The sequence below is a fragment of the Klebsiella sp. C283 genome, from assembly GCF_048822555.1.
Taxonomy (GTDB): Bacteria; Pseudomonadota; Gammaproteobacteria; order Enterobacterales; family Enterobacteriaceae; genus Klebsiella; species Klebsiella quasipneumoniae.
This window is the reverse complement of sequence record NZ_JBMEZS010000002.1, coordinates 419,014-443,017: the sequence shown is the minus strand read 5'-3', so window position 1 is coordinate 443,017 and position 24,004 is coordinate 419,014. Positions and strand designations below refer to the sequence as shown.

The window sequence follows — 24,004 nt, the reverse complement described above, 5'->3', positions numbered from 1 at the left end:
GGCCATGTCTGATAACGACGAACTCCAGCAAATCGCGCACTTGCGCCGTGAATACACCCGTGGCGGTTTGCGTCGCCACGATCTTCCTGCTGAACCTCTGCCGCTGTTTGAGCGCTGGCTGCGTCAGGCCTGCGACGCGAAACTCGCCGACCCAACGGCCATGGTGGTTGCCACCGTCGATGAGCGCGGCCAACCCTATCAGCGCATTGTGCTGCTTAAGCATTACGACGAAAAAGGGCTGGTGTTTTATACCAACCTCGGCAGCCGCAAAGCCCATCAGATAGAAAATAACCCGCAGGTCAGCCTGCTGTTTCCGTGGCATATGCTGGAGCGCCAGGTGATGGTGATCGGCAAAGCGGAACGCCTGTCGACGCTGGAGGTGGTCAAATATTTCCACAGCCGCCCGCGTGACAGCCAGATCGGCGCCTGGGTCTCGCAACAGTCGAGCCGGATCTCTGCCCGCGGTATCCTGGAGAGCAAATTCCTCGAGCTGAAGCAGAAATTCCAGCAGGGTGAAGTGCCGCTGCCGAGTTTCTGGGGCGGATTCCGCGTCAGCATCGAGCAGATGGAGTTCTGGCAGGGGGGCGAACATCGCCTGCACGATCGCTTTTTATACCAGCGCGATAACGGCGCCTGGAAAATCGACCGCCTGGCACCGTAATTGCCGAAATTAGTTATCGAAGCGCTGGCGCTGAAAGGGCCGGCGCTTTATTCTATGTACTTTTCGCATCTGGCGAAAAGTCGTGTACCGGCAGAGGTGCAGTCGTTTATACATGGAGAATTTGATGGCAAGCAGTAACTTGATTAAACAATTGCAAGAGCGGGGGCTGGTAGCCCAGGTGACGGACGAGGAAGCGTTAGCAGAGCGACTGGCGCAAGGCCCGATCGCGCTCTATTGCGGCTTCGATCCTACCGCTGACAGCTTGCATTTGGGGCATCTTGTTCCATTGTTATGCCTGAAACGCTTCCAGCAGGCAGGTCATAAACCTGTGGCGCTGGTGGGCGGCGCTACCGGTCTGATTGGCGACCCAAGCTTTAAAGCCGCTGAGCGTAAGCTTAATACCGAGGATACCGTGCAGGAGTGGGTGGATAAAATCCGCAAACAGGTAGCCCCGTTCCTTGATTTTGACTGCGGCGACAACTCGGCGATCGCGGCGAACAACTATGACTGGTTTGGCAGCATGAACGTGCTGACCTTCCTGCGCGATATTGGTAAACACTTCTCTGTTAACCAGATGATCAACAAAGAAGCGGTGAAGCAGCGCCTGAATCGTGACGATCAGGGCATCTCCTTTACCGAGTTTTCTTACAATCTGCTTCAGGGTTACGACTTCGCCTGCCTGAACAAGCTGCACGGCGTGGCGCTGCAGATTGGCGGCTCCGACCAGTGGGGCAACATTACCTCCGGTATCGATCTGACGCGTCGTCTGCACCAGAACCAGGTGTTTGGCCTCACCGTGCCGCTGATTACCAAAGCGGACGGCACCAAGTTCGGCAAAACCGAGGGCGGCGCCGTGTGGCTGGATCCGAAAAAGACCAGTCCGTATAAATTCTACCAGTTCTGGATCAACACCGCGGATGCTGACGTCTATCGCTTCCTCAAGTTCTTCACCTTTATGGACATCGCAGAGATCAATGCCCTGGAAGAAGAAGATAAAAACAGCGGTAAAGCGCCGCGCGCCCAGTACGTGCTGGCAGAGCAGGTGACGCGTCTGGTGCACGGCGAAGAGGGCCTGGAAGCGGCGAAACGCATTACCGAGAGCCTGTTCAACGGCAACCTGAGCGACCTGAGCGAAGCTGACTTCGAACAGCTGGCTCAGGACGGCGTGCCGATGATCGAGATGGAAAAGGGCGCCGATCTGCTGCAGGCGCTGGTGGATTCCGAGCTGCAGCCGTCCCGCGGCCAGGCGCGTAAAACCGTCGCCTCTAACGCAGTGACCATCAACGGTGAAAAACAGGCCGATCCGGAATATGTTTTTGCCGACAGCGATCGCCTGTTCGGCCGCTACACCTTGCTGCGCCGCGGTAAGAAGAATTACTGCCTGGTCTGCTGGAAATAAAAAAATACTACCAGGGCGTGGGAAACCACGCCCTTTTTCTTTTTAGGGTTGTGGTAAGAAAATGAAGAACATCCTCGCCATTCAGTCTCACGTTGTGTTTGGCCACGCCGGCAACAGTGCCGCCGAGTTCCCGATGCGCCGCCTGGGCGCCAATGTCTGGCCCCTCAATACCGTACAATTCTCCAACCACACGCAGTACGGCAAATGGACCGGCTGTGTGATGCCGCCTTCGCACCTGACGGAGATCGTCCAGGGCATCGCCGCTATCGATAAGCTGCAGACCTGTGATGCGGTACTGAGCGGCTATCTCGGCTCTGCTGAACAGGGCGAGCATATCCTGGGCATCGTGCGTCAGGTAAAAGCGGCCAATCCGGCGGCGAAGTATTTTTGTGACCCGGTGATGGGCCATCCGGAGAAGGGCTGCATCGTCGCCCCGGGCGTGGCGGAGTTCCACGTGCGCTATGCGCTGCCGGCCAGCGATATCATTGCGCCTAATCTGGTGGAGCTGGAGATCCTCTGCGGTCATCCGGTTGCCAGCGTGAGCGAGGCGGTGGCCGCCGCGCGGGAGCTGATTGCCCAGGGGCCGGAGGTGGTGCTGGTTAAGCATCTTTCCCGCGCCGGCATGAGTATGGACCGTTTTGAGATGCTGCTGGTGATCGCAGATGAAGCCTGGCATATCAGCCGGCCGCTGGTGGATTTTGGCCTGCGTCAGCCGGTGGGCGTTGGCGATGTGACCAGCGGTCTGCTGCTGGTGAAACTGCTGCAGGGCGCCAGCCTGCGCGACGCGCTTGAGCACGTCACCGCCGCAGTGTACGAGATCATGTTGACCACCAAAAACATGCAGGAGTATGAACTGCAGGTGGTGGCGGCGCAGGATCGTATTGCTGTGCCGGAGCACTGCTTCAGCGCCACCCGACTGTAACTTTCCGACTCTGCCCGGCAGAGCGCCGGGCAGAGTCGGGTCTTACTTTAAGCCTTCCGCTGCCAGTGCGTCAGCCACTGCCGGACGCGCCGCCACCTGCGCCATCCAGCTGCCGATATGACCACAGGCGGCCATATCCAGTTTAATCGCATAGCCCCAGCGCAGCACCGTGAACAGATAACCATCGGCGATAGTGAAGCGATGGCCGGTGAGCCACTGTTTATCCGCCAGCGAGGCATCCACGTACTGCAGTTTCTTCTCGAGCAACGCGCGCGCAACGGGCTTATAGTCCTCCGGGGTGTCCGGGCGGAACAGCGGCGTAAAGCCTTTGTGCAGTTCGGTAGCGACGTAGTTCAGCCATTCCAGGGTCTGGTAACGGGCAACGGAGCCCACGGGCGCCAGAAGATGGCGGTCCGGCACCTGATCGGCGATGTACTGCATAATAGCCACGCCCTCAGTAAGCAGGATGTCATCATCCAGCAGCAGCGCCGGCACCTGACCTTTCGGGTTGATCAGCAGATAATCTTCCCCATTTTCCAGCTGTTTCCTTGCCAGATCCACGCTCTGCAAAGTGAAATCCAGGCCGCTTTCGCGCAGGGCGATGTGTGAGGCGAGGGAACAGGCGCCGGGTTTGTAGAACAGTTTCATGCGTTACTCCTCGTGGCTGCAGTTTTCTGTATGTTAGTCCCGCCAGGGGTAAAAAAAAAGCCGCTAACCTAACGTTAGCGGCTTAAAAATAATTGGTTTTCCCTGCGGCGTCAGGCTGCCGCGGTTTCGCGTGCTTTTACGTCCGCGCTGTCGTCCTGAGTCATTCGGTTCAGCTTCGGCGCGGTCAGCAGCATCAGGGCGGCGATGACCGCGGTGACGATACCGATCTGCAGGAACACGTGGCCATACACTTCCAGCGACACCAGCGGATCGGTGACGTTTTCCGGTACCGCCATCAGGTTGGCGATTTTCCCGGCGATGATTGCCGCACCGGCGGTGGTGAGGAACCAGCTGCCCATAATGAAGCCCATCAGACGCTGGGGAACCAGCTGAGCGACCATTGCCAGGCCGAGGCCGGAAATCATCAGCTCACCGATAGACTGCAGCGCGTAGCTCAGAATCAGCCAGTTAACCGAGACGATACCGGCGTCGCTGGCGAACTTCGCCCCTAAAGGCAGGACGAGGAACGCGCCGGAGCACAGCACCATACCGATAGCGAACTTGTGCGGCATCGGCAGGCGGTCGCCCATCTTGTTATAGATGGCGGCCAGAATAGGGCTACCAATCATGATCCAGAACGGGTTCAGCGCCTGATACTGTTCCGGCTCGAAGGCGAGGCCGAGGATCGAGTGCTCCACGTTGCGGATAGCAAAGAAGTTCAGAGAGGTCGGCATCTGGCTGTACAGTACGAAGAAGACGATCGCTTCTACCATCAGCAGGAAGGCGACGATCATTTTGCGACGCGCGGCGCCTTTCAGGCCCATCGCCTCTTTGGCGAAAATCACCACGATACCCAGCGCGATGACGCCCAGCGCCATGCGTGCGATACCCTGGTTGTGCAGCAGCCAGGTAGCGATAGCGACCAGCACCACCACGCCAGCGATGGTCGCCAGCAGTTTACCCATATGCACCGGGGCAAAGTCCGGTTTTGAACCGTACTGTTTCACCCATTTCTGGCAGAAGGCGAAGTTAATGATGGTGATCACCATCCCCACCACGCTCAGGGCGAAGGCGACGCTCCAGCCGAAACGCGCGGCCAGCCACGGAGTTGCCAGCATCGAGAAGAACGAACCGATGTTGATGGACATGTAGTACATGGTAAATGCACCGTCCAGACGCGGATCGTTTTTGTCATAGCAGGTAGAAAGCAGGGAAGACGGGTTGGCTTTAAACAGGCCGTTACCGACGGCGATAGTCGCCATACCCATATAGACGATAGCGGCGTCATGACCGGACCAGGCGACCAGCGCATAGCCGATGGCCAGCACGATAGCGCCCAGCATAATGACGCGTTTGGTACCCAGCACTTTATCGCCCAGCCAGCCGCCAATGGCGACCAGGCCATAAACCAGCGCGCTAAAGGAGGAGAACAGAGTAATGGAATCCGCTTCCGACATACCCAGCTGTTTTACCAGGTAAACGGCCATGATCCCTTGCAGGCCGTAGTAACCAAAACGCTCCCACAACTCGATCGAGAAAATGAGATAGAACGCGCGTGGTTGTTTGAAAGCGTTCAGACTCACGCTTTCTGCTGGTTTATTGTTTGCAGTAGACACATATACCTCTTTTTTTACATCCCATATTTACTGGGGGGTGTTCGGGGCGCAATCTCGTTGGACCGCCGCCTTTATAGTTATTCTTGGAGGGAAAACGGCAGGTAATGTTCACTATCCTGGCGCATCAGGCAAGGCCTTTGTAATAATCTGTTACACATAATCAGGGCGGTATAATGCTCCGGACATATGAATGTTATCCAGAGTTAAATTTCACCGTTACGTTATCGCTGCTATTTTTATCTTTTTGATTCGCCCATTTTCCCCGGAAAGGCGATATATTCTACTGATTGCGCAATAAAGCAGTGATATGGTCCATTATCCTAAAAATTCATGGCTTATTATCCTGGTGATCTTTGATCAGCCGTTGTATTGCCTGACTTTTATTTCCATTTTAATAACATTCTTTCAACATCGAGTTGCGAGCATGATCTGGATCACAAATGTATAGAAATTTTGCGTCGCTAAAAAATGAATGAGCTGGTTGTTTGTTATATAACCGGATAATAACCCATGAAAATGCGGTTTATCTGGTGTTAACGGCGGGTTAAATAGTCAAATGCGGACCATAACCCAAAGTTAGGCTATGGTCGTGAGTAAAACGCTCAGGCGTAGACTTTGTCTTTGAATTCGCAAAGGTCTTCAATCAGGCAGGAGCCACAGCGCGGCTTGCGAGCGATACAGGTGTAACGGCCGTGCAGAATAAGCCAGTGATGGCAGTCGACCTTAAACTCGGCGGGAACCACCTTCAGCAGCTTCTCTTCCACCTGTTCGACGTTTTTCCCGGGGGCGAATTGCGTCCGGTTGCAAACGCGGAAGATATGGGTGTCCACGGCGATCGTCGGCCAGCCAAAGGCGGTATTTAGCACCACGTTGGCGGTTTTGCGGCCCACGCCGGGCAACGCCTCCAGCGCCGCTCTGTCCTCCGGTACCTCGCCGTTGTGCTGCTCCAGCAGGATCCGGCAGGTTTTGATGACGTTTTCCGCTTTGCTGTTAAACAGGCCGATGGTTTTGATATAGGATTTCACGCCCTCCACCCCCAGCGCCAGCATCGCCGCAGGCGTATTGGCCACCGGGTAGAGTTTGGCGGTCGCTTTATTGACGCTCACGTCGGTCGCCTGCGCCGAGAGCAGGACGGCAATCAGCAGCTCAAACGGCGAGCTGAAGTGCAGCTCGGTGGTGGGGTGGGGATCGTTGTCCCGCAGCCTGGTAAGGATCGCCAGGCGTTTGGCTTTGTTCATATTACACTTTCCCTGTCGCGTCAGACGGTGCGACAGAGTCGGCCCGGGCCGCCTGCGCCTTCCGCTGCTTGCTACGTTCATCGATAAGGTATTTTACCGCCAGCATCATGCCGAGGCCAATAAAGGCGCCTGGCGGCAGCATAGCCAGCAGGAAAGGAGTGTCTGTATGGAAAACCTCGATGCGCAGGACCTTTGCCCAACTGCCAAGCAGGCTGTCGGCGCCGTCAAACAGCGTGCCATTGCCGAGGATTTCGCGCAGGGAGCCCAGCACGAACATCGCGCAGGTGGCCCCCATACCGATAGAGAAGCCGTCCAGCGCCGACAGCGCCGGTCCTTTTTTGGCGGCAAAGGCTTCGGCGCGGCCCACCACGATGCAGTTGGTGACGATAAGCGGGATAAAAATCCCCAGCGACTGATACAGACCGAACGCATAGGCGTTGATCAGCATCTGCACCACGCTCACCACCGAGGCGATAATCATCACGTAGATCGGGATCCGAATCTCCGCCGGGGTCCAGCGGCGCAGGCTGGAGATGGTCAGGTTGGTCAGGGTCAACACCAGGGTCGTCGCCAGACCCAGCCCAAGGGCGTTGGTGGCGGTCGAGGTGACCGCCAGCAGGGGACACATCCCTAACAGCTGAACCAGAGCGGAGTTGTTTTTCCACAGACCCTGGACGATGACGTCTTTAACTTCGCTCATGGTTACTCTCCACAGGCGCTGAATTCTGGAAGTTGCGCAGGCAGCGTTTGTGCATACAGGCCTGCGCGCTTAACGGCATTGACCACCGCCCGGGGGGTGATGGTGGCGCCGGTGAACTGGTCAAAATCGCCGCCGTCTTTTTTGACCGCCCAGTGGCTGTCGCCCTGGCCGTGGATGACTTTCCCGGTAAAATGGGTGATCCAGTCCGACAGGCGCAGCTCGATTTTATCCCCCAGACCCGGGGTTTCATGATGCTCGGTCACGCGGGTGCCGAGGACCGTGCCGCTAAAATCGGCGGCCACCAGCAGCTGGATCGCTCCGGAATAGCCATCCGGCGCGGTGGCTTCCATGACCGCGCCGATCGGCTGGTCGTTATTTTTGGCTATCCACACTTTATGCTGGCCTTTGCCCAGCGCCGGGGCGCTGACCAGATAGCAGCTCTTGAGCAGATCGTTATTATAGCGGTCGGCAGGTAAAACCTGGTCGAATAACGCTTTCTGCTGCTGTGCCGCCTGCTGGTCGATGGTGCTTTTGGTCAACTCATTGATCGCCGCCGTTAGCCCGGTGGAGCCGGCGGCAAACAGCGCCAGCGTGACGCCGTGTTTTCGCATGGTTTTTAACATCTTCGCTCTCTCAACGGTGGCCATACGCGCGCGGACGGGTGTAGTAATCGATCAGCGGCACGGTAATATTCGCCAGCAGAACGGCAAACGCCACGCCGTCCGGGTAACCGCCGAAGCTACGAATAAGCCACACCAACAGGCCGGCGAGGGCGCCAAAGATCAGACGGCCGCGGTTGGTTGTCGAAGCCGTCACCGGGTCGGTCAGAATAAAGAAGGCGCCAAGCATGGTGGCTCCGGAGAGCAAATGCATCTGCGGCGAGGCCAGACTCTGCGGCGAGAAGATCCAGCCGAGGGTCGCGCACAGGCCAAGGCTGACGAGGAAGCTGACCGGGATATGCCAGCGGATCGCTTTCTGCCACAGCAGAAACAGTCCGCCCGCCAGCCAGGCGATATTCACCCACTGCCAGCCCAGGCCCGCCAGAACGCCGCCGTAAACCGGCAACTGCAGTACCTGCTGGACGCTATGTCCGGCATGCAGGGAGGTTTTGAAGGTATCCAGCGGGGTTGCCTGGCTGATGCCGTCGATACCCAGCCGCAGGCTGGCCATGTCGCCTCCGGCGGCGGTATGACCGGTAAAGATCATCTGCAGCGTATCGCTGAACGCCGGGATATGGGCGGCAATCTCGTATGAAGGCAGCCAGGAGGTCATCTGCACCGGGAACGAAATCAGCAGCACGACGTAGCCGATCATCGCCGGGTTGAAGGGGTTATGGCCGAGTCCACCGTACAACTGCTTGGCGATCACTATGGCAAAGGCGGTGCCGAGCACCACCATCCACCAGGGGGCCAGCGGCGGAATACTCACCGCCAGCAGCAGGCCAGTGAGCAGGGCGGAGTTATCCCTCAGGGTGGACGCAACAGGCTGTTTGCGCAGTTTGAGAATAGCGGCTTCCATTGCCCAGGCCGTCAGAGCGGCGAGGACAATCTGCAGGACGGTGCCCCAGCCGAAAAACCATGTCTGGACCACAATGCCAGGCACGGCGGCGAGCAGCACCAGCAGCATAATGCGCGAAGTCTGCCGCTGGTTATGGGTATAGGGGGAGCTTGCGATTCTGAAAACCATTTATTCCTCGTTAACTGCCTGCTGTGTTGCTTTGCGCGCCTGAACGCGGGCGATCGCCGCGGCGACGGCCGCTTTGCGTGGGTCGTCATTGGCTGCGGTTGACGCGATTTCCGCCTGGGCGGCTTGCTGTTCGGCTTTGCGCGCTTTGGCGCGGGCGATGGCGGCTTCCACCGCGGCTTTACGCGGGTCGACCGGCCCGGCCGCCGGGGCTTCCGCCGGGGCGGCCTGCTGTTCGGCTTTGCGCGCTTTGGCGCGGGCGATGGCGGCTTCCACCGCGGCTTTACGCGGGTCGACCGGCTCGGCCGCCGGGGCTTCCGTCGGCGCGGCCTGCTGTTCGGCTTTACGCGCTTTAGCGCGGGCGATGGCGGCTTCCACCGCGGCTTTACGCGGGTCGGCCGGCTCGGCCGCCGGGGCTTCCGCCGGCGCGGCCTGCTGTTCGGCTTTGCGCGCTTTGGCGCGGGCGATGGCGGCTTCCACCGCGGCTTTACGCGGGTCGGCCGGCTCGGCCGCCGGGGCTTCCGCCGGCGCGGCCTGCTGTTCGGCTTTGCGCGCTTTGGCGCGGGCGATAGCGGCTTCCACGGCCGCTTTGCGTGGATCGGCAGCGTCGGTCGACGGAGTTTCCGCCGGCGCGGCCTGCTGCTGCGCTTTACGCGCCCGGGCTTCGGCCTTTCGCGCTTCGCGGGCGGCGATCGCCTCGCTGTTGTCCGGTCTGGCGCCGGCCTGAATCACGATAGGCTGCACGGCGTCGCGCTGTTTATCACGTACCCGGGCCAGGGCGGCGTTAATCGCATCCTGATCTTTGGCGGCAGGCTGGACGGCGGCTTTTTTATGCCGCTCGGCGCGGGCCGCTTTCTCACGCTCCAGGCGCGCCTGTCGGGCCTCGAATCGCGCTTTGGCTTCCGCAGCGCGCTGCTCTTCCTGACGAATCGCCGCGATCTCGGCTTTCTCCTGACGGAAGTACTGCACCAGCGGAATATTGCTTGGGCATACCCACGCGCACGCGCCGCATTCGATGCAGTCCGAAAGATTGTGGGCGGTGGCTTTATCGTGCTGCTGGCCTTTGCTGAACCAGTAAAGCTGCTGCGGCAGCAGATCGGCCGGGCAGGCGTCGGCGCAGGCGCTGCAGCGAATGCAGCCTTTCTCTTCCTGCGGCTCGCCCATTTCGCTGGCGGAGGGCGTTAACAGACAGTTGGTGATCTTCACCACCGGGACGTCGAGCCCCGGCAGGGTAAAGCCCATCAGCGGCCCGCCCATGATCACCATCGGCTCGGCGCTGGCGCAGAAGCCGGCGTCGTTAAGCAGATGGCGCACCGGCGTGCCAAGGCGCGCCCATACGTTGCCCGGCCGGGTTACCGCCTCGCCGGTGAGGGTGACCACGCGCTCGGTTAACGGCTCGCCGTCGATCACTGCGCGTTTCACCGCATAGGCTGTACCGACGTTCTGCATCAGCACGCCAATGTCCGAAGAGCGACCACCGTGGGGTACCTGTTTGCCGGTGAGAATTTGGGTGAGCTGCTTGGCGCCGCCGGAGGGGTATTTGGTGGGGATCACGCGCAGCGAAATGCCATGGGCGTCGCAAAGCACCGCCCGCAGCATCGAGATGGCCTGCGGCTTATTGTCTTCAATGCCGATCAGCACCTCGTCAGGCTGCAGAATATGGGCAAGGATGCGGATCCCTTCGACAATCTGCGCCGCGCAGTCCTGCATCAGACGGTCGTCCGCCGTGATATAGGGTTCGCACTCGGCGGCGTTAATGATCAGCGTTTTAATTTTATCGCCGCCGCCGCGCAGTTTACTGCCGGTGGGGAAGCCCGCGCCGCCGAGGCCGGCAACGCCAAACTGGTGGATGCGCTCAATCAGCGCTTCACGGGTGCGGGTCTGATAGTCGCTCCAGCCGTCGCGTTCGATCCAGCGGTCTTCGCCGTCGGCGTCAATGATCACGCTCATCTCCGCCAGCGCGGACGGATGGGCAGTGGTGTGCGGGGCGATAGCGGCAACGGTGCCGGAGGTGGGAGCGTGAACCGGCAGCATTCTTCCCCAACCGCGGGTCAGCGGCTGGCCGCGCAGCACCCGGTCGCCGACCTTGACGCACAGTTCGCCTTCGGCGCCGATATGCTGCTTCAGCGGGATCACAAAGCGCTGCGGCAGGGAAACCTGGCGCAGCGGGGTGCCGTTTGACTGGGTTTTCATCTCCGGCGGGTGAATACCGCCGTTAAAATCCCAGACTTTGTCTTTTCGGAAAGCGGAAAATAGCTTAAACATGTTGTTCCACAGGAATATTTCGCACCGGGATCGTATGCAGATCCCATTTCCAGGTCTCCGGGGTCGTCGCCACCGGAACGAGTGAAATGCACTGGGTCGGGCAGGGGGCAACGCACAGGTTGCAGCCGGTGCACAGGTCGCTCATCACGGTATGCATGGCGCGGGTCGCCCCGACAATGGCATCCACCGGACACGCCTGAATACATTTGGTGCAGCCGATGCAGTTCGGCTCGTCAATCACGGCGAGCATGCGGGCCGGCTCGGCTGCCTGCTCGTCGCCGTCGACGGGCTGCGGGTCGACGTTGAGCAGGGCGGCGATTTTTAACATCACCGCTTCGCCACCCGGCGCGCAGCGGTTAATTTTCTCACCCTGCACGCCCACCGCTTCCGCATAGGGGCGGCAGCCAGGGTAGCCGCACTGCCCACACTGGCTCTGCGGCAACAGTTCATCAATTTTTTCCACCACCGGGTCGTCCTGCACCGCGAAACGGCGCGACGCGTACCCCAGTATTAAGCCGAAAATCAGCCCTAACAGGCTGATGGCGATCACGGCTATCCAGACTGCGCTCATTACAACTTCACCAAACCACTAAAGCCCATAAAGGCCAGAGACATTAAACCGGCGGTAATCAGCGCGATGGCATTACCGCGGAACGGCGCGGGGACATCGGCCACCACCAGACGCTCGCGGATCGCCGCGAACAGCACCATCACCAGCGAGAAGCCGACGGCGGCGGCAAAACCGTACAGCGCCGACTGCAGGAAATTGTGGCCCAGATTGATGTTCAGCAGCGCCACCCCAAGCACCGCGCAGTTGGTGGTGATCAGTGGCAAAAAGATCCCCAGCAGGCGATAAAGCGCCGGGCTGGTTTTACGCACCACCATCTCAGTGAACTGAACCACCACGGCGATAACCAGAATAAAGGCCAGGGTACGTAAATAAACCAAATTTAGCGGGATAAGGATCCAGGTATCAATCAGCCAGGCGCAAATAGAGGCCAGGGTCATCACGAAGGTGGTCGCGAGCCCCATTCCCATTGCGGTTTCCAGCTTTTTGGAAACACCCATAAACGGGCACAGGCCAAGGAACTTCACTAAAACGAAGTTATTGACAAGGACAGTACCGATAAAGAGCAGTAAATAATCAGCCATCATGCGACCTGAAACGAAAAAAAGCCGCTTATTATCGAATAAAACGATACCGGCGACAACAGGTTAAGTGTGGGGTTTTTACGGATTAACAAAGGTCCGTTTGACCCGCTGTGAACGGCGAAAATAGGGCGCCAGCAGCGCGGCGGCCAGCAGCGGAAACAGTAGCTGACGCAGAGCAAGGGCATCCGAAACGGGGGAGAAGGCAAACGCCTTTATCGCCAGCAACAGCGTAATGAGCAGCCAGATAATATAGTGTTTCGGCACCAGCGAGCGCCGCTTGAAAAAGGCGATGGTCAGCCAGAGCGTATAAAACCACATGGCGATGGCAAACAGCAGCGAGGCGACCCACAGCGCCATGTGTCCGGTGCTCATGGCGCGCAGCAGGGCCCAGGTCTGCGGCGACATGAGGGCATTGGCAAAAAATAGCAGCGATAACGAGGCGCTCAACAGCGCCAACAGCAACCAGGCCAGCGGTGCCAACAGCCAGCCGCCGATGCGCTCCGCAGATTGAGACGTCATGTTTTTCCCCTATTCAACGCCAGTATATAAAAGCAGGCCGGGAAGTATAAGCAACTGGCGTGAAGGATGACAGTCTTACTGCACGAATCGCCAAACGGATTTAGGCACCTGGCCCACATCGAACAATTTACCACCGGAAACCAGCTCTGCCCGGCGATGGTCGGCGGCGCGATACATATTAACGATCTCTTCGGTGTCAGTCAGGGAGTAGTTAAGGTGATCAAATAGTTTTTCAAGACTTTCCAGCGAACTGATTTTGCGGAATTTTAATAAATAGTCCAGAACGGTCATTTTCGTATCCATTTTATAATCGGAATAATTACGTTGAATATTATCAGCATTCACTAAACCTACTCTCAACCAACGGCGCCTTCTGCCGGGGCCGCGTGGCATGATTCAGGTTATATAAACCCATGACAAGGGGCAAAGCCAGCCTTGAAGAGCAGGGAGATGTTTAAGAATATTCTAAATCAGACCGGGCGCCGAATGGCGCCCGCAGGAGAAGATTAACGCTGTTCGCCGCGGCTGGCAATAACAGATTTGTACCAATAAAAACTCTTCTTTCGTTTGCGTGCCAGATTTTGCTGGTGGTCCACATAGACAAAGCCATATTGCTTTTGATAACCGTTGAGCCAGCTCAGCAAATCGATAAACGACCAGGGATAATAGCCGCGGACGTCCGCTCCCTGCGCCAGCGCCTTTTCCAGGGCGCCAATATGGCTGCTCAGATAGTCGATTCGCGGATCGTCGACCACCTCACCGGCAATAATCGGGTCTTTCGCCCCAAGGCCATTCTCGGTGATATAGATCGGGATATCGCCATAGCGCGCCTTGATCATCATAATGCCGTCGGTCAGCCCCTGCGGCCAGATCTCCCAGCCCCATTCGGTATAGGTGCTTTGCGGATTACGCACGAAATAGAATAACCCCTCCACGCCAGGCTCGCCGCCGGTGGGGATTTCGGGCGGCTGGGCGGATACCGTTTCCCGACGATAGTAATTCAGACCGATAAAGTCACAGCGGTTGTCTCGCAGCAGCGCGTCGTCCCCTGGAGCAAAGCGCGGTACGCCCCACAGCGCTTGAGTCTGCGCCAGCAGGGCAGCAGGATAGGCGCCTTTTAGCACCGGATCGTACAGCCAGTGGGTATGGATGGCGTCAGCCAGGTCGGTAGCCTGCCGGTCTGCCTCGCTGTCGGTGAGTGGGGTATGCGGCTGCAGCACATTGACGAAACCAATCTCGCCCGCCACGGCCATCTCGCGAAAAGCCTTCACCGCCAGCGCATGGGCGATAAATACGTGATGACAGGCCTGGATGGCGCGCGCCGGATCGCGAACGGCCGGGGGATGCAGGCCGTTAATGTAGCCGTGGCCGATGAAGACAATGGTCTCGTTAAAGGTTGCCCACAGCTTCACCCGCGAACCAAAGCGCGCGTAGCACAGGCGGGCATACTCGGCGAAGGCCTCAGCGGTGCTGCGTGCTTCCCAGCCGCCCTCATCCTGCAGGGCCTGCGGCAGGTCCCAGTGATAGAGGGTGATCATCGGCTCAATATTATGCGCCAGCAGTTCATCGATCAGATCGCTATAAAACTGCACGCCTGCTTCATTAACCTCGCCGCGCCCGGTGGGCAGCAGGCGGGGCCAGGAGATGGAAAAGCGATAGCTCTGCAGACCCATCTCGGCCATCAACGCCACGTCTTCGCGAAAACGGTGATAGTGATCGACGGCGATATCGCCGGTGGTCCCTTCAAAGGTGGTTCCCGGCAGGTGAGAGTAAATATCCCAGATTGACGGTCCTTTACCGTCAGCGTCGTGCCCACCTTCGACCTGATACGCTGCGGTAGCGGCACCCCATAAAAAATGTTGCGGAAAAGCGGCCATGATAAAGCTCCCAGTCTGATGATAGAGGGAGTGTAATCAAAGCAAGGAGAGCTGTGCAACCGGTTTCTGAAACCGGTTGCACAGTTGCGAAGCAGGTCACTGTTTCACGGCGGCGCTACTTTGTCTGCACCACATCCGCTGGCGGTGGCGACTGGTAATTATCAATATGGTGCGCGATAACCAAAAGCAGTGCGGAAATCCCAAAAACAATCCAGCCAATAAGTTCTACAATACGGGTAAAAACAGTCGTCATAACACTTCAATATCCTTTGAACACAGTGGGAAATGTTACTCCATGGTCAGCAGATCACAAGGGGTATCTGTCTGATTTTGCACGCATGCGGTAAAACCTTACGTGGAAAAATGATAAGTTTGAGTCGCGGTTTGTAAGAATATTCTCATTAACCAGATATTGACATCAGCTGAATAAGCGAGGCGGTAACATGAGTGATGCGATCCGGGTGGGGCTGGTGGGCTATGGCTATGCCAGCAAAACGTTTCATGCGCCGTTAATCAGCGGCACATCGGGCCTGGCGCTGACGACGGTCTCCAGCAGCGACGCGGCCAAAGTTCATGCCGACTGGCCTGGCGTGAAGGTGGTCAGTGCGGCGAGTGAATTGCTGAACGACCCGGAGATCGATCTGGTGGTCATCGCCACGCCGAACGACACGCACTTCCCACTGGCGAAAGCGGCGCTGGAGGCCGGGAAGCACGTGGTGGTGGATAAACCCTTTACCGTGACACTGTCACAGGCTCGCGAGCTGGAGAGCCTGGCGAAGCACTGTGGTCGGGTGCTGTCGGTATTTCACAACCGGCGTTGGGACAGTGATTTTTTAACGGTCAGAACGTTGATCAACGAAGGCCAGCTGGGAGAAGTGGGTTACTTCGAATCACATTTCGACCGTTTCCGGCCGCAGGTGCGCCAGCGCTGGCGGGAGCAGGCGGGCCCCGGGAGCGGAATTTGGTATGATCTTGGACCGCATCTGCTCGACCAGGCGGTGGCGCTGTTTGGTCTGCCGGTGAGCATCACGGTCGATCTCGCTCAGCTTCGGCCCGGCGCGCAATCCACTGACTATTTTCACGCGGTGCTGGCCTATCCCCAGCGGCGGGTGGTGCTGCACGGCACATTGCTCGCCGCCGCGGAGAGCGCGCGCTTTATCGTCCACGGCTCGCGGGCCAGCTATATCAAGTACGGTCTCGACCCGCAGGAGGAGCGGTTGAAAAATGGCGAACGTTTGCCGCAGGAGGACTGGGGGTATGATATGCGTGACGGTACCCTCACTCGCGCCGAAGGCGACGAACGCAGCGAGGAGACGTGGCTGACGCTGCCGGGCAATTATCCCGCTTACTATGCCGCTATCCGCGATGCGCTCAACGGGGTGGGAGAAAACCCGGTCCCGGCCAGCGAGGCGATTCAGATCATGACCCTGATTGAGCTCGGTATCGAGTCGGCCCGGCACCGCGCCACGCTCAGCCTGGTGTGAAAAAAGCCCGGCAGCGCGGCTGCCGGGCCGGTAATCAGCCTTTGGCCACCCGCTGAATGAGCGCGGCTTTTTCCTGTTCGCTGAGAAACGCCTGAGTCAGTCCGTTGATCTGCGCCTGGCGGATCTGCTCCCGGCTCAGCCCCGCCGCCGGCGCCGCCACGGTGTATTCGTGGATAATGTCGACCCCCTGGACCGCCGGATCGTCAGTGTTGAGGCTCGCCAGCACGCCGTGCTCAAGGAACTGCTTCAGCGGATGCTGGGCCAGAGAGGGCACGGTGCTGGTTTGCACGTTCGAGGTGAGGCAGGACTCAATCCCGATGCGGTGCTCGGCCAGATAGTCCATCAGGGCGGGATCCTGTACCGCTTTTACCCCATGGCCGATGCGCTCGGCGCCCAGTTCACGGATGGCCTGCCAGATACTTTCCGGGCCGGCCGCTTCGCCAGCGTGGACAGTGATATGCCACCCGGCATCGCGGGCCTGGTTAAAATGACTGAGGAACAGCGCCCCCGGGAATCCCAGCTCATCGCCAGCGAGGTCGAGGGCGGTGATGCCATCGCGGTGGGCGAGCAGGGCCGCCAGCTCTTCCTGGCAGGCCGCTTCGCCAAAGGTGCGGCTTAAAATGCCGATCAGGCGGGCATCGACCTGGAAATCGCGGCACCCCTCACGTACCCCGGCGATCACTGCCTCTACCACGCCGTCGACCGGCAGCTGGTGGGTCATCGCCATATAGCGGGGGGAGAAGCGCAGCTCCACGTAGTGCAGGCCATTGCGCGCCGCGTCTTCGACGTTCTCATACGCCACGCGACGGCAGGCTTCCAGCGAGGCCAGGACTTTCACCCCCCAGTCGAGCTTGGCGAGAAAACTGACCAGATCGGGCTCCAGGCTGGTGACCTGGACGTGGGGACGCAGCGTGTCAAGGGTGGTAGCGGGAAGGGTGATGTTAAACTCGCGGCCAAGATCGAGGATGGTTTGGGCCCGGATGTTACCGTCAAGGTGGCGGTGAATGTCGGTTAATGGCAATGAGGAATCAATCATGGTCGCACTCTTTTTTTAGTTAAAGTGCACGTCATTATACAACAGATACCTAACGCTTTAAAACGATTGAAAAAAGGCAAAAGAAACAAACGCCTGCGCCAGGCCCGGCCGGCGCAGCAGAATGCGGCGCATAATCATTTACATTTATATTTTATTTGAATGTATTCATGTTACATATTAAATTCTGCTTACTTTATCGACGATGAGGCAGGGATGCGGATGTGGAAAGCGTAATCCATAATAATATTGAGGGTTTTCTGCTGTTGTTATTAAGCATGTGGCCCATTCTGTTGGTGGTATTCGTTGGCGTCGCCATCTCCTTCTATACCATGCTGTTACGCAAAACGGCGCTGGCCTGCCTGCTGTTCGCCGTCGCCATCGGCGCCGCAGGCTGGAGCTTTGCCTGACGCCAGGCCTCAGGGTTTATCCAGCAGGCTCATACTGGAGGTGGCGGCGCCATCATTCAGATTGGACGGCGAATGCCAGTCGCGCCCCGCCAGGGCGCTGTCTCCCTGACCGCTGCTGGCGACGCTGTCCTGCTGTGTCGACAGCGTTGACCCTTCAAGCGCTTCCTCTGCCCCCGACTGGTCGGGCAGAGAACTGCTATACCCGCCATTGTTCGAATACGTATCCATACCGTTGACTTCATTCGGCACCGTGTCGGTGGTGGTCCCGTCATCGTTAATGCAAAATGAGCCGCCGATGCCGTTAGGCTGACAGTCCGCGGCGAAAGTCGGGCTGGCCAACGCGGTCAGCAGCAATAGCGGTAAGCTAATTTTCTTCATTTTTATCTCCATACGCAGCGTGGCCGACAGATGTTCTCAACTATAGAGGGGAGAGCGCGGCGGCAGGTAACAAAACTGTTTAATTTTGTAATAGCTCATGGTATCCGGCGCCCGTTCGCGTGGCCCGGGTGCAGCGGCTCGACACAATGCGGTAATCATTTGTTAATTCAACGTAAAGGTTAATGAAAATTTAAGGGAAGGCCGCTATGTTGGCAGCATCACACTTTCCATTAAGGATATTCCATGCGCGATAAATATTCCGGCCTGCAGATTGGCATCCACTGGCTGGTCTTCTTGCTGGTGGTGGTGGCCTATGCGGCGATGGAGCTGCGCGGTTTTTTTCCCCGCAGCGATCGGCCGCTGATTAATATGATTCATGTTTCCTGCGGGATCGCCATTTGCGTGTTGATGGCGGCGCGTTTGCTGGTGCGGCTGAAAACGCCTACGCCGCCGATCGTGCCGAAGCCGTCGCCAATGATGACCGGTTTCGCCCATCTCGGCCATCTGGTTATTTATCTGCTGTTTATTGCCCTGCCGCTGATCGGCATGGTGATGATGTACTGGCGCGGGAATCCCTGGTACGCCTTTGGCCTGACGATGCCGTATGCCCCGCAGAGCGATTTTGAGCGGGTGGACACCCTGAAAGCGATCCATGAATGGTTAGCGAATGCCGGTTACTTCGTGATTGGCCTGCATGCCTTTGCCGCGCTGCTCCATCATTACTGGTGGAAAGATAATACCCTGCTGCGAATGATGCCCCGTAAGCGCTGAATCACTCGCTTCAACATTCAGACCCCGTCCCGCGACGGGGTTTTTTTTGCCTTTGCGGCTAATAAAATATAGTATACCCCCCTATATGATACGGAGGCGTTATCGTGCCACATTCACCTGAAGATAAAAAACGGGCCCTCAGCCGCGTACGCCGCATCCGCGGTCAGGTTGAAGCCCTTGAACGCGCGCTGGAGTCCGGCGAACCCTGTATGACTATCCTGCAGCAGATCGCCTCGATTCGCGGGGCGGCAAACGGTCTGATGGGCGAAATGGTGGAGATCCACCTGCAGGACGAGCTGGTCAGCGGCGACACCACCCCGGACCAGCGGGCCGCGAGAATGGCAGAGGTCGGTCATCTGCTACGATCTTATTTAAAATAACATCACGACGAGGAAGAGACAGTTATGAAATCACGCGCAGCAGTGGCCTTTGGCCCCGGTCAGCCGTTAAAAATCGTAGAGATTGACGTCGCGCCGCCGAAAAAAGGCGAAGTTCTGGTGAGAATCACCCATACCGGCGTGTGCCATACCGATGCCTTCACCCTTTCCGGCGACGATCCGGAAGGCGTCTTCCCGGCGGTGCTGGGCCATGAAGGCGGCGGCGTGGTCGTGGAAGTGGGCGAGGGCGTCACCAGCCTTAAGCCGGGCGATCATGTCATCCCGCTGTATACCGCCGAATGCGGCGAGTGCAAGTTCTGTAAGTCGGGTAAAACCAATCTCTGTCAGGCGGTGCGCGCCACCCAGGGCAAAGGGCTGATGCCGGACGGCACCACCCGTTTCTCGTATAACGGCGAACCGATTTATCACTACATGGGCACCAGCACCTTCAGCGAATACACGGTCTGCGCTGAGATCTCGCTGGCGAAAGTCAATCCGCAGGCGCCGCTGGATAAAGTGTGTCTGCTGGGCTGCGGCGTGACCACCGGCATCGGCGCGGTGCATAACACGGCGAAGGTTAAGCCTGGGGATACCGTCGCGGTCTTTGGTCTGGGCGGCATCGGCCTGGCGGTGATCCAGGGCGCCGTGCAGGCGCAAGCCGGGCGCATTCTGGCGGTCGATACTAACCCGGATAAGTTCACTCTCGCGAAAGAGATGGGGGCTACCGACTTTATCAACCCCAACGACTACGATAAGCCCATTCAGGATGTGATCGTTGAGCTGACCGACGGCGGGGTGGATTTCAGCTTCGAGTGCATCGGTAATGTCAATGTGATGCGCGCGGCGCTGGAATGCTGCCATAAAGGCTGGGGCGAGAGCGTCATTATCGGCGTGGCCGGCGCAGGGCAGGAGATCAAGACCCGTCCGTTCCAGCTGGTGACTGGCCGGGTGTGGCGCGGCTCCGCCTTTGGCGGCGTGAAAGGCCGTAGCCAGCTGCCGGGAATGGTGGAAGACGCGATGGCGGGTAAAATTCGCCTCGACCCGTTTATTACTCATCGCCTGCCGCTGGCGCAAATTAACGAGGCCTTTGACCTGATGCATGAAGGCAAATCGATTCGCACCGTGATCCACTTTGGCGACCAGTAATCGCTAACGCGCAAGGCGTTTCGTCAGCAGCAAAAGGGCCCGAATGGGCCCTTTTGCTTAGGTCAATCAGTGATGGTCAGGAAGCGCGTAGGCGATAATGTAATCGCCGCGATCCGGAGACTGACGGGCGCCGCCCGCATTGATAATGATGTACTGCTTACCGGTTTTCGGCGACACGTAGGTCATCGGGCCGGACTGACTGCCAACCGGCAGACGGGATTTCCAGATCTCCTTGCCGTTAGCGGTATCAAAGGCGCGCAGGTAGAAATCCTGGGTGCCGGCGAAGAACAGCAGCCCGGACTGCGTCGCCAGCGACGCGCCAAGGGTCGGCATACCGATCGGAATCGGCATATGCATGCGGATCCCCAGCGGCCCGGTATCCTCTACGGTGCCTACCGGCACCTGCCACACCAGTTTCCCGGTTTTCAGATCCACAGCGGACATGGTGCCGAAAGGCGGTTTCTGGCACGGAATGCCCAGCGGCGACAGGAAACGTTCGCGCATGGCGCCAAACGGCGTGCCTTCCATCGGCACGATGCCCATCTCAATGCCGCTGGCGTCTTTCGCTACCTTTTCGCGCGGCACCATATAGTTGGCGAGACCGAGACGCATATCGTTAACGAACATCAGGCTGTTGTTGGGATCCACCGAGACGCTGCCCCAGTTCATGCCGCCGAGCGAGCCCGGGAATTGCAGGGAGCGGTCTTCCCCCGGCGGGGTAAAGACTCCCTGGTGGCGCATCTCTTTGAACTGGATACGGCACAGCAGCAGGTCGATCGGCGTCGCGCCCCACATATCGGACTCGGTCAGCGTCTGGTTGCCGATCATCGGCATTCCCACCGAGTAAGGCTGCGTCGGCGAGTAGCGCTCGCCTTTGACGTTGCCCACCGGCACCGGTCGCTCTTCCACTTTCGCCACCGGCTCGCCGGTTTCGCGATTGAGCATAAAGATCATGCCCTGCTTGCTGGTCTGCACCAGCACCGGGGTGGTGCCGCTCTTGCCGTCAGGCAGATCGTACAGCAGCGGCTGAGACGGCAGGTCAAAGTCCCACAGGTCGTGGTGGGTGGTCTGGAAGTGCCAGCGTACCTGGCCGGTCGCGGCATCCACAGCGACGATAGAGGAGCTGTATTTGTCGTCCAGCGCGGTTCGTTCGCCGCCGAAGAAGTCTGGCGTAGCGTTGCCGGTCGGCAGATAGATCAGGTTCAGCTTCGCGTCGTAAGACATCGCCGACCAGACGTTCGGCGTGCCGCGCGTATAGGTCTGGCCCTCCGGCGGTACGCCGGTCAGCGCCGAATTACCCGGATCCCACGCCCAGGCCAGTTTACCGGTATGGACGTCAAACGCGCGGACCACCCCCGGCGGTTCGCCGGTAGAGTAGTTATCCGCGACGCGGCCGCCCACCACCACCACATTGCCCGCGACCAGCGGGGTAGAGGTCTGTTGATAGTAGCCCGCTTTGACTTCGCCCATTCCGACGCTGAGGTCGACAATACCGCGATCGCCGAAGCTCTCGCACAGTTTGCCGGTGTCGGCATCAATGGCGATCAGGCGGGCATCGATTGTCGGCAGGAACAGACGACGGGAGCAGGCGGCAGGCTGGGCGCCTGACGCTGGCGTCGTCTGCGCCTGGCTATCTTCGTAATAGCCTAAGCCGCGGCAGCGCTGCCAGTTAGGCGAAGAGGATTTGGAGTCATAGCGCCATTTCTCTTTGCCGCTGTCGACATCCAGCGCCAGCACTTTGCTGTATGGGGTACAGACGTAAAGGGTATCGCCAATCTGCAGCGGGGTATTCTGATCTTCCGCGCCGGAGCCATTGCTCTGCGGAATATCCCCAGTATGCGCCACCCAGGCTACCTGCAGCTGGTTGACGTTGTGCTTGTTGATTTGATCGAGAGCGGCGAAGCGGTCGCCGTGGGTGGTGTTGCCCCAGTGCGCCCAGTTTTTCTGCTCTTCGCCCGGTGCGACGGGTTTCACCGGTACCGCTTCCGTGGCGCTGACCAGCGGTTCGGATTTAAACATCCAGCCAAAGCTTCCCGCCAGCGCCACGGCGAGCACCGCGGCGATGGCAAAAGCCGAGCCTTTTTTCGCCGGCGGGCTGGCGAGGAAAGGCCAGACCAGGGCGGCGAGAAAGGCCAGCACGCCAAGGGCGAACAGGCGCGAGAAGAGCGGCCAGAAGTTCCAGCCAGCGTCGCCGATCGCCCAGATCACTGAGGCGATAAACGCCACGGCGTACAGCAAAATCCCGCCGCGGCGGTGACGGAAAATTAGCACTGCCGCGATAACCATCACCACGCCCATCAGCGCAAAGTACAGCGTGCCGCCGACGAGAGCCAGTTTTGCCCCCAGAATACCGATAGCCAGACCGATGATCAGCATCAGTCCGGCGAGAAGCCACTGCAGGATCCGGGGGAATCCGCGCGGCGCGTTGCCAGTTGTCATGAAATCTCCTTAACCACACCAGCCACCTCATAACGAACCAAATGAAACAAAGTTATTTTGTTTTATTTTTGAATGAAGTGGTTTTTATCTTCATAAAGCCAAATTTATTGCCTGCTTTGATTTCATATGAACCATTTGGTGAAATCGCGATATGATAGATCTGTTAAAGAAATTTGCGCAAATGTTAATAAATAATTTCGCACTAAATGATTATTTTGCTGAATGTGTCTCAGTCGGCGTCGGCTCCCCGGCCGCGACGGGCCGGGGGAGCGGCGGATCAGGCAGGCATTGATTTACGAATAGCGCTGAGCAGGGTGTGCGTCCCGGGGGTCAGCGTCGCATCGACGCGGGTTAAAATACCGATGGGCTCCCCGGCGCCCTGGGTGGCAATCGGCAGGGCGGTCAGTACGCCACGGCGAAGATCGTCTTTCACCGCCCCGGAAGGGACGAACCAGACATAGTCAAAATCAACCGTTAGCTGGCGCGACAGGGAGGCGGACAGGGTCTCGATGCAGCCGGCGGGCATTTTGCACCCCTGACTCTGGAGCAGCGCTTCGGCGTTTTGCCGCGGCACGGTGCCCTTTGGCGAGACCACCACCGGCCACTCCATCACCCGACTGAGGGTCACCGTCTCCTGCAGCAGGGGATGTCCCGGACGAACCACCAGCTTAAGGGATTCCAGGAACAGCAGTTCGTAATGCAGGCCGCTCATCAGCTCCGGATCGGACATCCGTCCGATGCCGATGTCGATCTCCCCGGACTTTAACCCGGCGAGCAGCATGGTGTTGTTCATGGTGGCGACCTGCAGCGTGATATCTTTTTGCTGCTTATGGAACTGGCCGATCACCGTCGGCAGGATCCCCAGCGCGGCGGTAGGCAGCGCGCCGATGCGTACAATATCGTTATTCAGGCCCTCTTTACGGTTCAGCGCCTGGCCCGCCGAGTTAAGGGCATCAAGCACCTTCACGGCATGAGTCAGAAACTGTTCCCCGACCAGGGTCAGCTGCGCCCCCAGACGTCCCCGCTCAAACAGACGGGTACCGGTCAGCTGTTCAAGCTCGTTAAGCGTTTTTGAAAGTGCTGGCTGGCTCAGATTTAAAGTTTCAGCCGCGCGCCCCAGCGTTCCCTGTTGAGCGACGGCCACGAAGGTGTGTAGATGGCGCAAGCGAATGCGCTGACTGAAGAGACCATTTTTTTCCATAGTAAGATGATGTTAAAAACACAGCGGTGAAAGAGACAAGCGGCCTTGTTTAAATTTGATAACCAGATAGCAAAATATTTTTAAC

26 protein-coding genes are annotated in these 24,004 nt (G+C 58.6%); 9 read left to right on the top strand and 17 right to left on the bottom strand.

Going from position 1 to position 24,004, the window contains the following annotated elements; all coding sequences use genetic code 11:
- The first annotated feature begins 4 nt into the window (after positions 1 to 4).
- The 4 genes from pdxH to pdxY all read left to right on the top strand — a co-directional run bounded on the left by pdxH (position 5) and on the right by pdxY (position 2,982).
- Positions 5 to 661 (top strand): pyridoxamine 5'-phosphate oxidase, encoded by a 657-nt coding sequence (pdxH, locus tag ACOI7Z_RS05190; RefSeq protein ID WP_032428866.1) that lies wholly within the window; start codon positions 5 to 7, stop codon positions 659 to 661.
- Entirely contained in the window at positions 662 to 799 is a 138-nt protein-coding gene (locus ACOI7Z_RS05185; RefSeq protein WP_017901085.1) for a hypothetical protein, read from the top strand.
- Positions 786 to 2,060, top strand: a complete 1,275-nt coding sequence (tyrS, locus tag ACOI7Z_RS05180) for a tyrosine--tRNA ligase (protein WP_004175868.1) — start codon at positions 786 to 788, stop codon at positions 2,058 to 2,060. Before ACOI7Z_RS05185 ends, tyrS begins: the two co-directional genes overlap by 14 nt.
- Before the next feature lie 61 nt (positions 2,061 to 2,121).
- Complete coding sequence (gene pdxY / locus ACOI7Z_RS05175) at positions 2,122 to 2,982, top strand: pyridoxal kinase PdxY (RefSeq protein WP_087849265.1); 861 nt, start codon at positions 2,122 to 2,124, stop codon at positions 2,980 to 2,982.
- A 42-nt stretch (positions 2,983 to 3,024) separates the two neighbouring features.
- On the opposite strand, the gene gstA is transcribed toward pdxY, so the two are convergent.
- From gstA to blr, 13 genes are all read right to left on the bottom strand, one after another.
- Positions 3,025 to 3,630 (bottom strand): glutathione transferase GstA, encoded by a 606-nt coding sequence (gene gstA / locus ACOI7Z_RS05170; RefSeq protein ID WP_004202856.1) that lies wholly within the window; start codon positions 3,628 to 3,630, stop codon positions 3,025 to 3,027.
- 110 nt (positions 3,631 to 3,740) lie between these two features.
- Positions 3,741 to 5,246, bottom strand: a complete 1,506-nt coding sequence (dtpA, locus tag ACOI7Z_RS05165; RefSeq protein ID WP_023289927.1) for a dipeptide/tripeptide permease DtpA — start codon at positions 5,244 to 5,246, stop codon at positions 3,741 to 3,743.
- Between the two features lie 602 nt (positions 5,247 to 5,848).
- A complete protein-coding gene (gene nth, locus ACOI7Z_RS05160; protein ID WP_023289926.1) occupies positions 5,849 to 6,484 on the bottom strand; it encodes an endonuclease III in 636 nt (211 codons plus the stop codon).
- Position 6,485: 1 nt separating this feature from the next.
- The gene (locus tag ACOI7Z_RS05155) at positions 6,486 to 7,184 is read right to left on the bottom strand and encodes an electron transport complex subunit E (protein WP_086075326.1); all 699 of its coding nucleotides are present in this window, start codon (positions 7,182 to 7,184) and stop codon (positions 6,486 to 6,488) included.
- A gap of 2 nt (positions 7,185 to 7,186) precedes the next feature.
- Complete coding sequence (gene rsxG / locus ACOI7Z_RS05150) at positions 7,187 to 7,807, bottom strand: electron transport complex subunit RsxG (RefSeq protein WP_032453110.1); 621 nt, start codon at positions 7,805 to 7,807, stop codon at positions 7,187 to 7,189.
- 10 nt (positions 7,808 to 7,817) lie between these two features.
- A complete protein-coding gene (gene rsxD, locus ACOI7Z_RS05145; RefSeq protein ID WP_032453109.1) occupies positions 7,818 to 8,870 on the bottom strand; it encodes an electron transport complex subunit RsxD in 1,053 nt (350 codons plus the stop codon).
- Positions 8,871 to 11,132, bottom strand: coding sequence for an electron transport complex subunit RsxC (rsxC, locus tag ACOI7Z_RS05140; RefSeq protein ID WP_264947340.1), 2,262 nt, complete (start codon positions 11,130 to 11,132; stop codon positions 8,871 to 8,873). It abuts the gene before it with no gap.
- Complete coding sequence (gene rsxB / locus ACOI7Z_RS05135; protein WP_004202846.1) at positions 11,125 to 11,703, bottom strand: electron transport complex subunit RsxB; 579 nt, start codon at positions 11,701 to 11,703, stop codon at positions 11,125 to 11,127. The genes rsxC and rsxB overlap by 8 nt, the downstream gene beginning before the upstream one ends.
- The gene (rsxA, locus tag ACOI7Z_RS05130; RefSeq protein ID WP_002907658.1) at positions 11,703 to 12,284 is read right to left on the bottom strand and encodes an electron transport complex subunit RsxA; all 582 of its coding nucleotides are present in this window, start codon (positions 12,282 to 12,284) and stop codon (positions 11,703 to 11,705) included. The genes rsxB and rsxA overlap by 1 nt, the downstream gene beginning before the upstream one ends.
- Positions 12,285 to 12,362: 78 nt before the next feature.
- The gene (locus ACOI7Z_RS05125) at positions 12,363 to 12,803 is read right to left on the bottom strand and encodes a DUF2569 domain-containing protein (RefSeq protein ID WP_023289920.1); all 441 of its coding nucleotides are present in this window, start codon (positions 12,801 to 12,803) and stop codon (positions 12,363 to 12,365) included.
- 75 nt (positions 12,804 to 12,878) lie between these two features.
- A complete protein-coding gene (ydgT, locus tag ACOI7Z_RS05120) occupies positions 12,879 to 13,094 on the bottom strand; it encodes a transcription modulator YdgT (RefSeq protein WP_004202843.1) in 216 nt (71 codons plus the stop codon).
- Positions 13,095 to 13,309: 215 nt separating this feature from the next.
- Positions 13,310 to 14,680 (bottom strand): GH1 family beta-glucosidase, encoded by a 1,371-nt coding sequence (locus ACOI7Z_RS05115; protein ID WP_048335888.1) that lies wholly within the window; start codon positions 14,678 to 14,680, stop codon positions 13,310 to 13,312.
- Positions 14,681 to 14,795: 115 nt separating this feature from the next.
- Positions 14,796 to 14,933, bottom strand: a complete 138-nt coding sequence (gene blr / locus ACOI7Z_RS05110; RefSeq protein WP_012541534.1) for a division septum protein Blr — start codon at positions 14,931 to 14,933, stop codon at positions 14,796 to 14,798.
- Between the two features lie 190 nt (positions 14,934 to 15,123).
- Between blr and ACOI7Z_RS05105 the strand changes: the two genes are divergently transcribed.
- Positions 15,124 to 16,164, top strand: coding sequence for an oxidoreductase (locus ACOI7Z_RS05105; RefSeq protein ID WP_048297638.1), 1,041 nt, complete (start codon positions 15,124 to 15,126; stop codon positions 16,162 to 16,164).
- Between the two features lie 34 nt (positions 16,165 to 16,198).
- On the opposite strand, the gene add is transcribed toward ACOI7Z_RS05105, so the two are convergent.
- Positions 16,199 to 17,200, bottom strand: coding sequence for an adenosine deaminase (gene add / locus ACOI7Z_RS05100; protein ID WP_004202835.1), 1,002 nt, complete (start codon positions 17,198 to 17,200; stop codon positions 16,199 to 16,201).
- A 221-nt stretch (positions 17,201 to 17,421) separates the two neighbouring features.
- Here add and ACOI7Z_RS05095 point away from each other — a divergent pair, with 221 nt between their 5' ends.
- On the top strand, positions 17,422 to 17,607 hold the full coding sequence (locus ACOI7Z_RS05095) for a hypothetical protein (RefSeq protein WP_004202827.1): 186 nt from the start codon (positions 17,422 to 17,424) through the stop codon (positions 17,605 to 17,607).
- Positions 17,608 to 17,616: 9 nt separating this feature from the next.
- On the opposite strand, the gene ACOI7Z_RS05090 is transcribed toward ACOI7Z_RS05095, so the two are convergent.
- Positions 17,617 to 17,985, bottom strand: a complete 369-nt coding sequence (locus ACOI7Z_RS05090; RefSeq protein WP_004202826.1) for a hypothetical protein — start codon at positions 17,983 to 17,985, stop codon at positions 17,617 to 17,619.
- A gap of 243 nt (positions 17,986 to 18,228) precedes the next feature.
- Here ACOI7Z_RS05090 and cybB point away from each other — a divergent pair, with 243 nt between their 5' ends.
- From cybB to ACOI7Z_RS05075, 3 genes are all read left to right on the top strand, one after another.
- The gene (gene cybB, locus ACOI7Z_RS05085; RefSeq protein ID WP_023289917.1) at positions 18,229 to 18,756 is read left to right on the top strand and encodes a cytochrome b561; all 528 of its coding nucleotides are present in this window, start codon (positions 18,229 to 18,231) and stop codon (positions 18,754 to 18,756) included.
- A gap of 104 nt (positions 18,757 to 18,860) precedes the next feature.
- Positions 18,861 to 19,136, top strand: a complete 276-nt coding sequence (locus tag ACOI7Z_RS05080; RefSeq protein WP_004202822.1) for a metal/formaldehyde-sensitive transcriptional repressor — start codon at positions 18,861 to 18,863, stop codon at positions 19,134 to 19,136.
- 24 nt (positions 19,137 to 19,160) lie between these two features.
- Positions 19,161 to 20,279, top strand: coding sequence for an S-(hydroxymethyl)glutathione dehydrogenase/class III alcohol dehydrogenase (locus ACOI7Z_RS05075; RefSeq protein WP_087849263.1), 1,119 nt, complete (start codon positions 19,161 to 19,163; stop codon positions 20,277 to 20,279).
- A 66-nt stretch (positions 20,280 to 20,345) separates the two neighbouring features.
- On the opposite strand, the gene ACOI7Z_RS05070 is transcribed toward ACOI7Z_RS05075, so the two are convergent.
- Together ACOI7Z_RS05070 and ACOI7Z_RS05065 are read right to left on the bottom strand one after the other, a co-directional pair.
- Positions 20,346 to 22,718 (bottom strand): membrane-bound PQQ-dependent dehydrogenase, glucose/quinate/shikimate family, encoded by a 2,373-nt coding sequence (locus ACOI7Z_RS05070; protein ID WP_087849262.1) that lies wholly within the window; start codon positions 22,716 to 22,718, stop codon positions 20,346 to 20,348.
- Between the two features lie 277 nt (positions 22,719 to 22,995).
- Positions 22,996 to 23,919, bottom strand: a complete 924-nt coding sequence (locus ACOI7Z_RS05065) for a LysR substrate-binding domain-containing protein (protein ID WP_023289914.1) — start codon at positions 23,917 to 23,919, stop codon at positions 22,996 to 22,998.
- Positions 23,920 to 24,004: the final 85 nt, after the last annotated feature.

Excerpts from the sequence above, each read along its gene's own strand:
- rsxB (WP_004202846.1), bottom strand. The coding sequence starts at position 11,703 with ATGAGCGCAGTCTGGATAGCCGTGATCGCCATCAGCCTGTTAGGGCTG.
- ACOI7Z_RS05155 (WP_086075326.1), bottom strand. The coding sequence starts at position 7,184 with ATGAGCGAAGTTAAAGACGTCATCGTCCAGGGTCTGTGGAAAAACAAC.
- nth (WP_023289926.1), bottom strand. The coding sequence starts at position 6,484 with ATGAACAAAGCCAAACGCCTGGCGATCCTTACCAGGCTGCGGGACAAC.
- rsxD (WP_032453109.1), bottom strand. The coding sequence starts at position 8,870 with ATGGTTTTCAGAATCGCAAGCTCCCCCTATACCCATAACCAGCGGCAG.
- ACOI7Z_RS05070 (WP_087849262.1), bottom strand. The coding sequence starts at position 22,718 with ATGACAACTGGCAACGCGCCGCGCGGATTCCCCCGGATCCTGCAGTGG.
- ACOI7Z_RS05115 (WP_048335888.1), bottom strand. The coding sequence starts at position 14,680 with ATGGCCGCTTTTCCGCAACATTTTTTATGGGGTGCCGCTACCGCAGCG.
- gstA (WP_004202856.1), bottom strand. The coding sequence starts at position 3,630 with ATGAAACTGTTCTACAAACCCGGCGCCTGTTCCCTCGCCTCACACATC.
- rsxG (WP_032453110.1), bottom strand. The coding sequence starts at position 7,807 with ATGTTAAAAACCATGCGAAAACACGGCGTCACGCTGGCGCTGTTTGCC.
- tyrS (WP_004175868.1), top strand. The coding sequence starts at position 786 with ATGGCAAGCAGTAACTTGATTAAACAATTGCAAGAGCGGGGGCTGGTA.
- ACOI7Z_RS05065 (WP_023289914.1), bottom strand. The coding sequence starts at position 23,919 with ATGGAAAAAAATGGTCTCTTCAGTCAGCGCATTCGCTTGCGCCATCTA.
- blr (WP_012541534.1), bottom strand. The coding sequence starts at position 14,933 with ATGACGACTGTTTTTACCCGTATTGTAGAACTTATTGGCTGGATTGTT.
- ACOI7Z_RS05090 (WP_004202826.1), bottom strand. The coding sequence starts at position 17,985 with ATGAAGAAAATTAGCTTACCGCTATTGCTGCTGACCGCGTTGGCCAGC.
- ydgT (WP_004202843.1), bottom strand. The coding sequence starts at position 13,094 with ATGACCGTTCTGGACTATTTATTAAAATTCCGCAAAATCAGTTCGCTG.
- pdxY (WP_087849265.1), top strand. The coding sequence starts at position 2,122 with ATGAAGAACATCCTCGCCATTCAGTCTCACGTTGTGTTTGGCCACGCC.
- add (WP_004202835.1), bottom strand. The coding sequence starts at position 17,200 with ATGATTGATTCCTCATTGCCATTAACCGACATTCACCGCCACCTTGAC.
- rsxC (WP_264947340.1), bottom strand. The coding sequence starts at position 11,132 with ATGTTTAAGCTATTTTCCGCTTTCCGAAAAGACAAAGTCTGGGATTTT.
- pdxH (WP_032428866.1), top strand. The coding sequence starts at position 5 with ATGTCTGATAACGACGAACTCCAGCAAATCGCGCACTTGCGCCGTGAA.
- ACOI7Z_RS05125 (WP_023289920.1), bottom strand. The coding sequence starts at position 12,803 with ATGACGTCTCAATCTGCGGAGCGCATCGGCGGCTGGCTGTTGGCACCG.
- ACOI7Z_RS05105 (WP_048297638.1), top strand. The coding sequence starts at position 15,124 with ATGAGTGATGCGATCCGGGTGGGGCTGGTGGGCTATGGCTATGCCAGC.
- rsxA (WP_002907658.1), bottom strand. The coding sequence starts at position 12,284 with ATGGCTGATTATTTACTGCTCTTTATCGGTACTGTCCTTGTCAATAAC.
- cybB (WP_023289917.1), top strand. The coding sequence starts at position 18,229 with ATGCGCGATAAATATTCCGGCCTGCAGATTGGCATCCACTGGCTGGTC.
- ACOI7Z_RS05075 (WP_087849263.1), top strand. The coding sequence starts at position 19,161 with ATGAAATCACGCGCAGCAGTGGCCTTTGGCCCCGGTCAGCCGTTAAAA.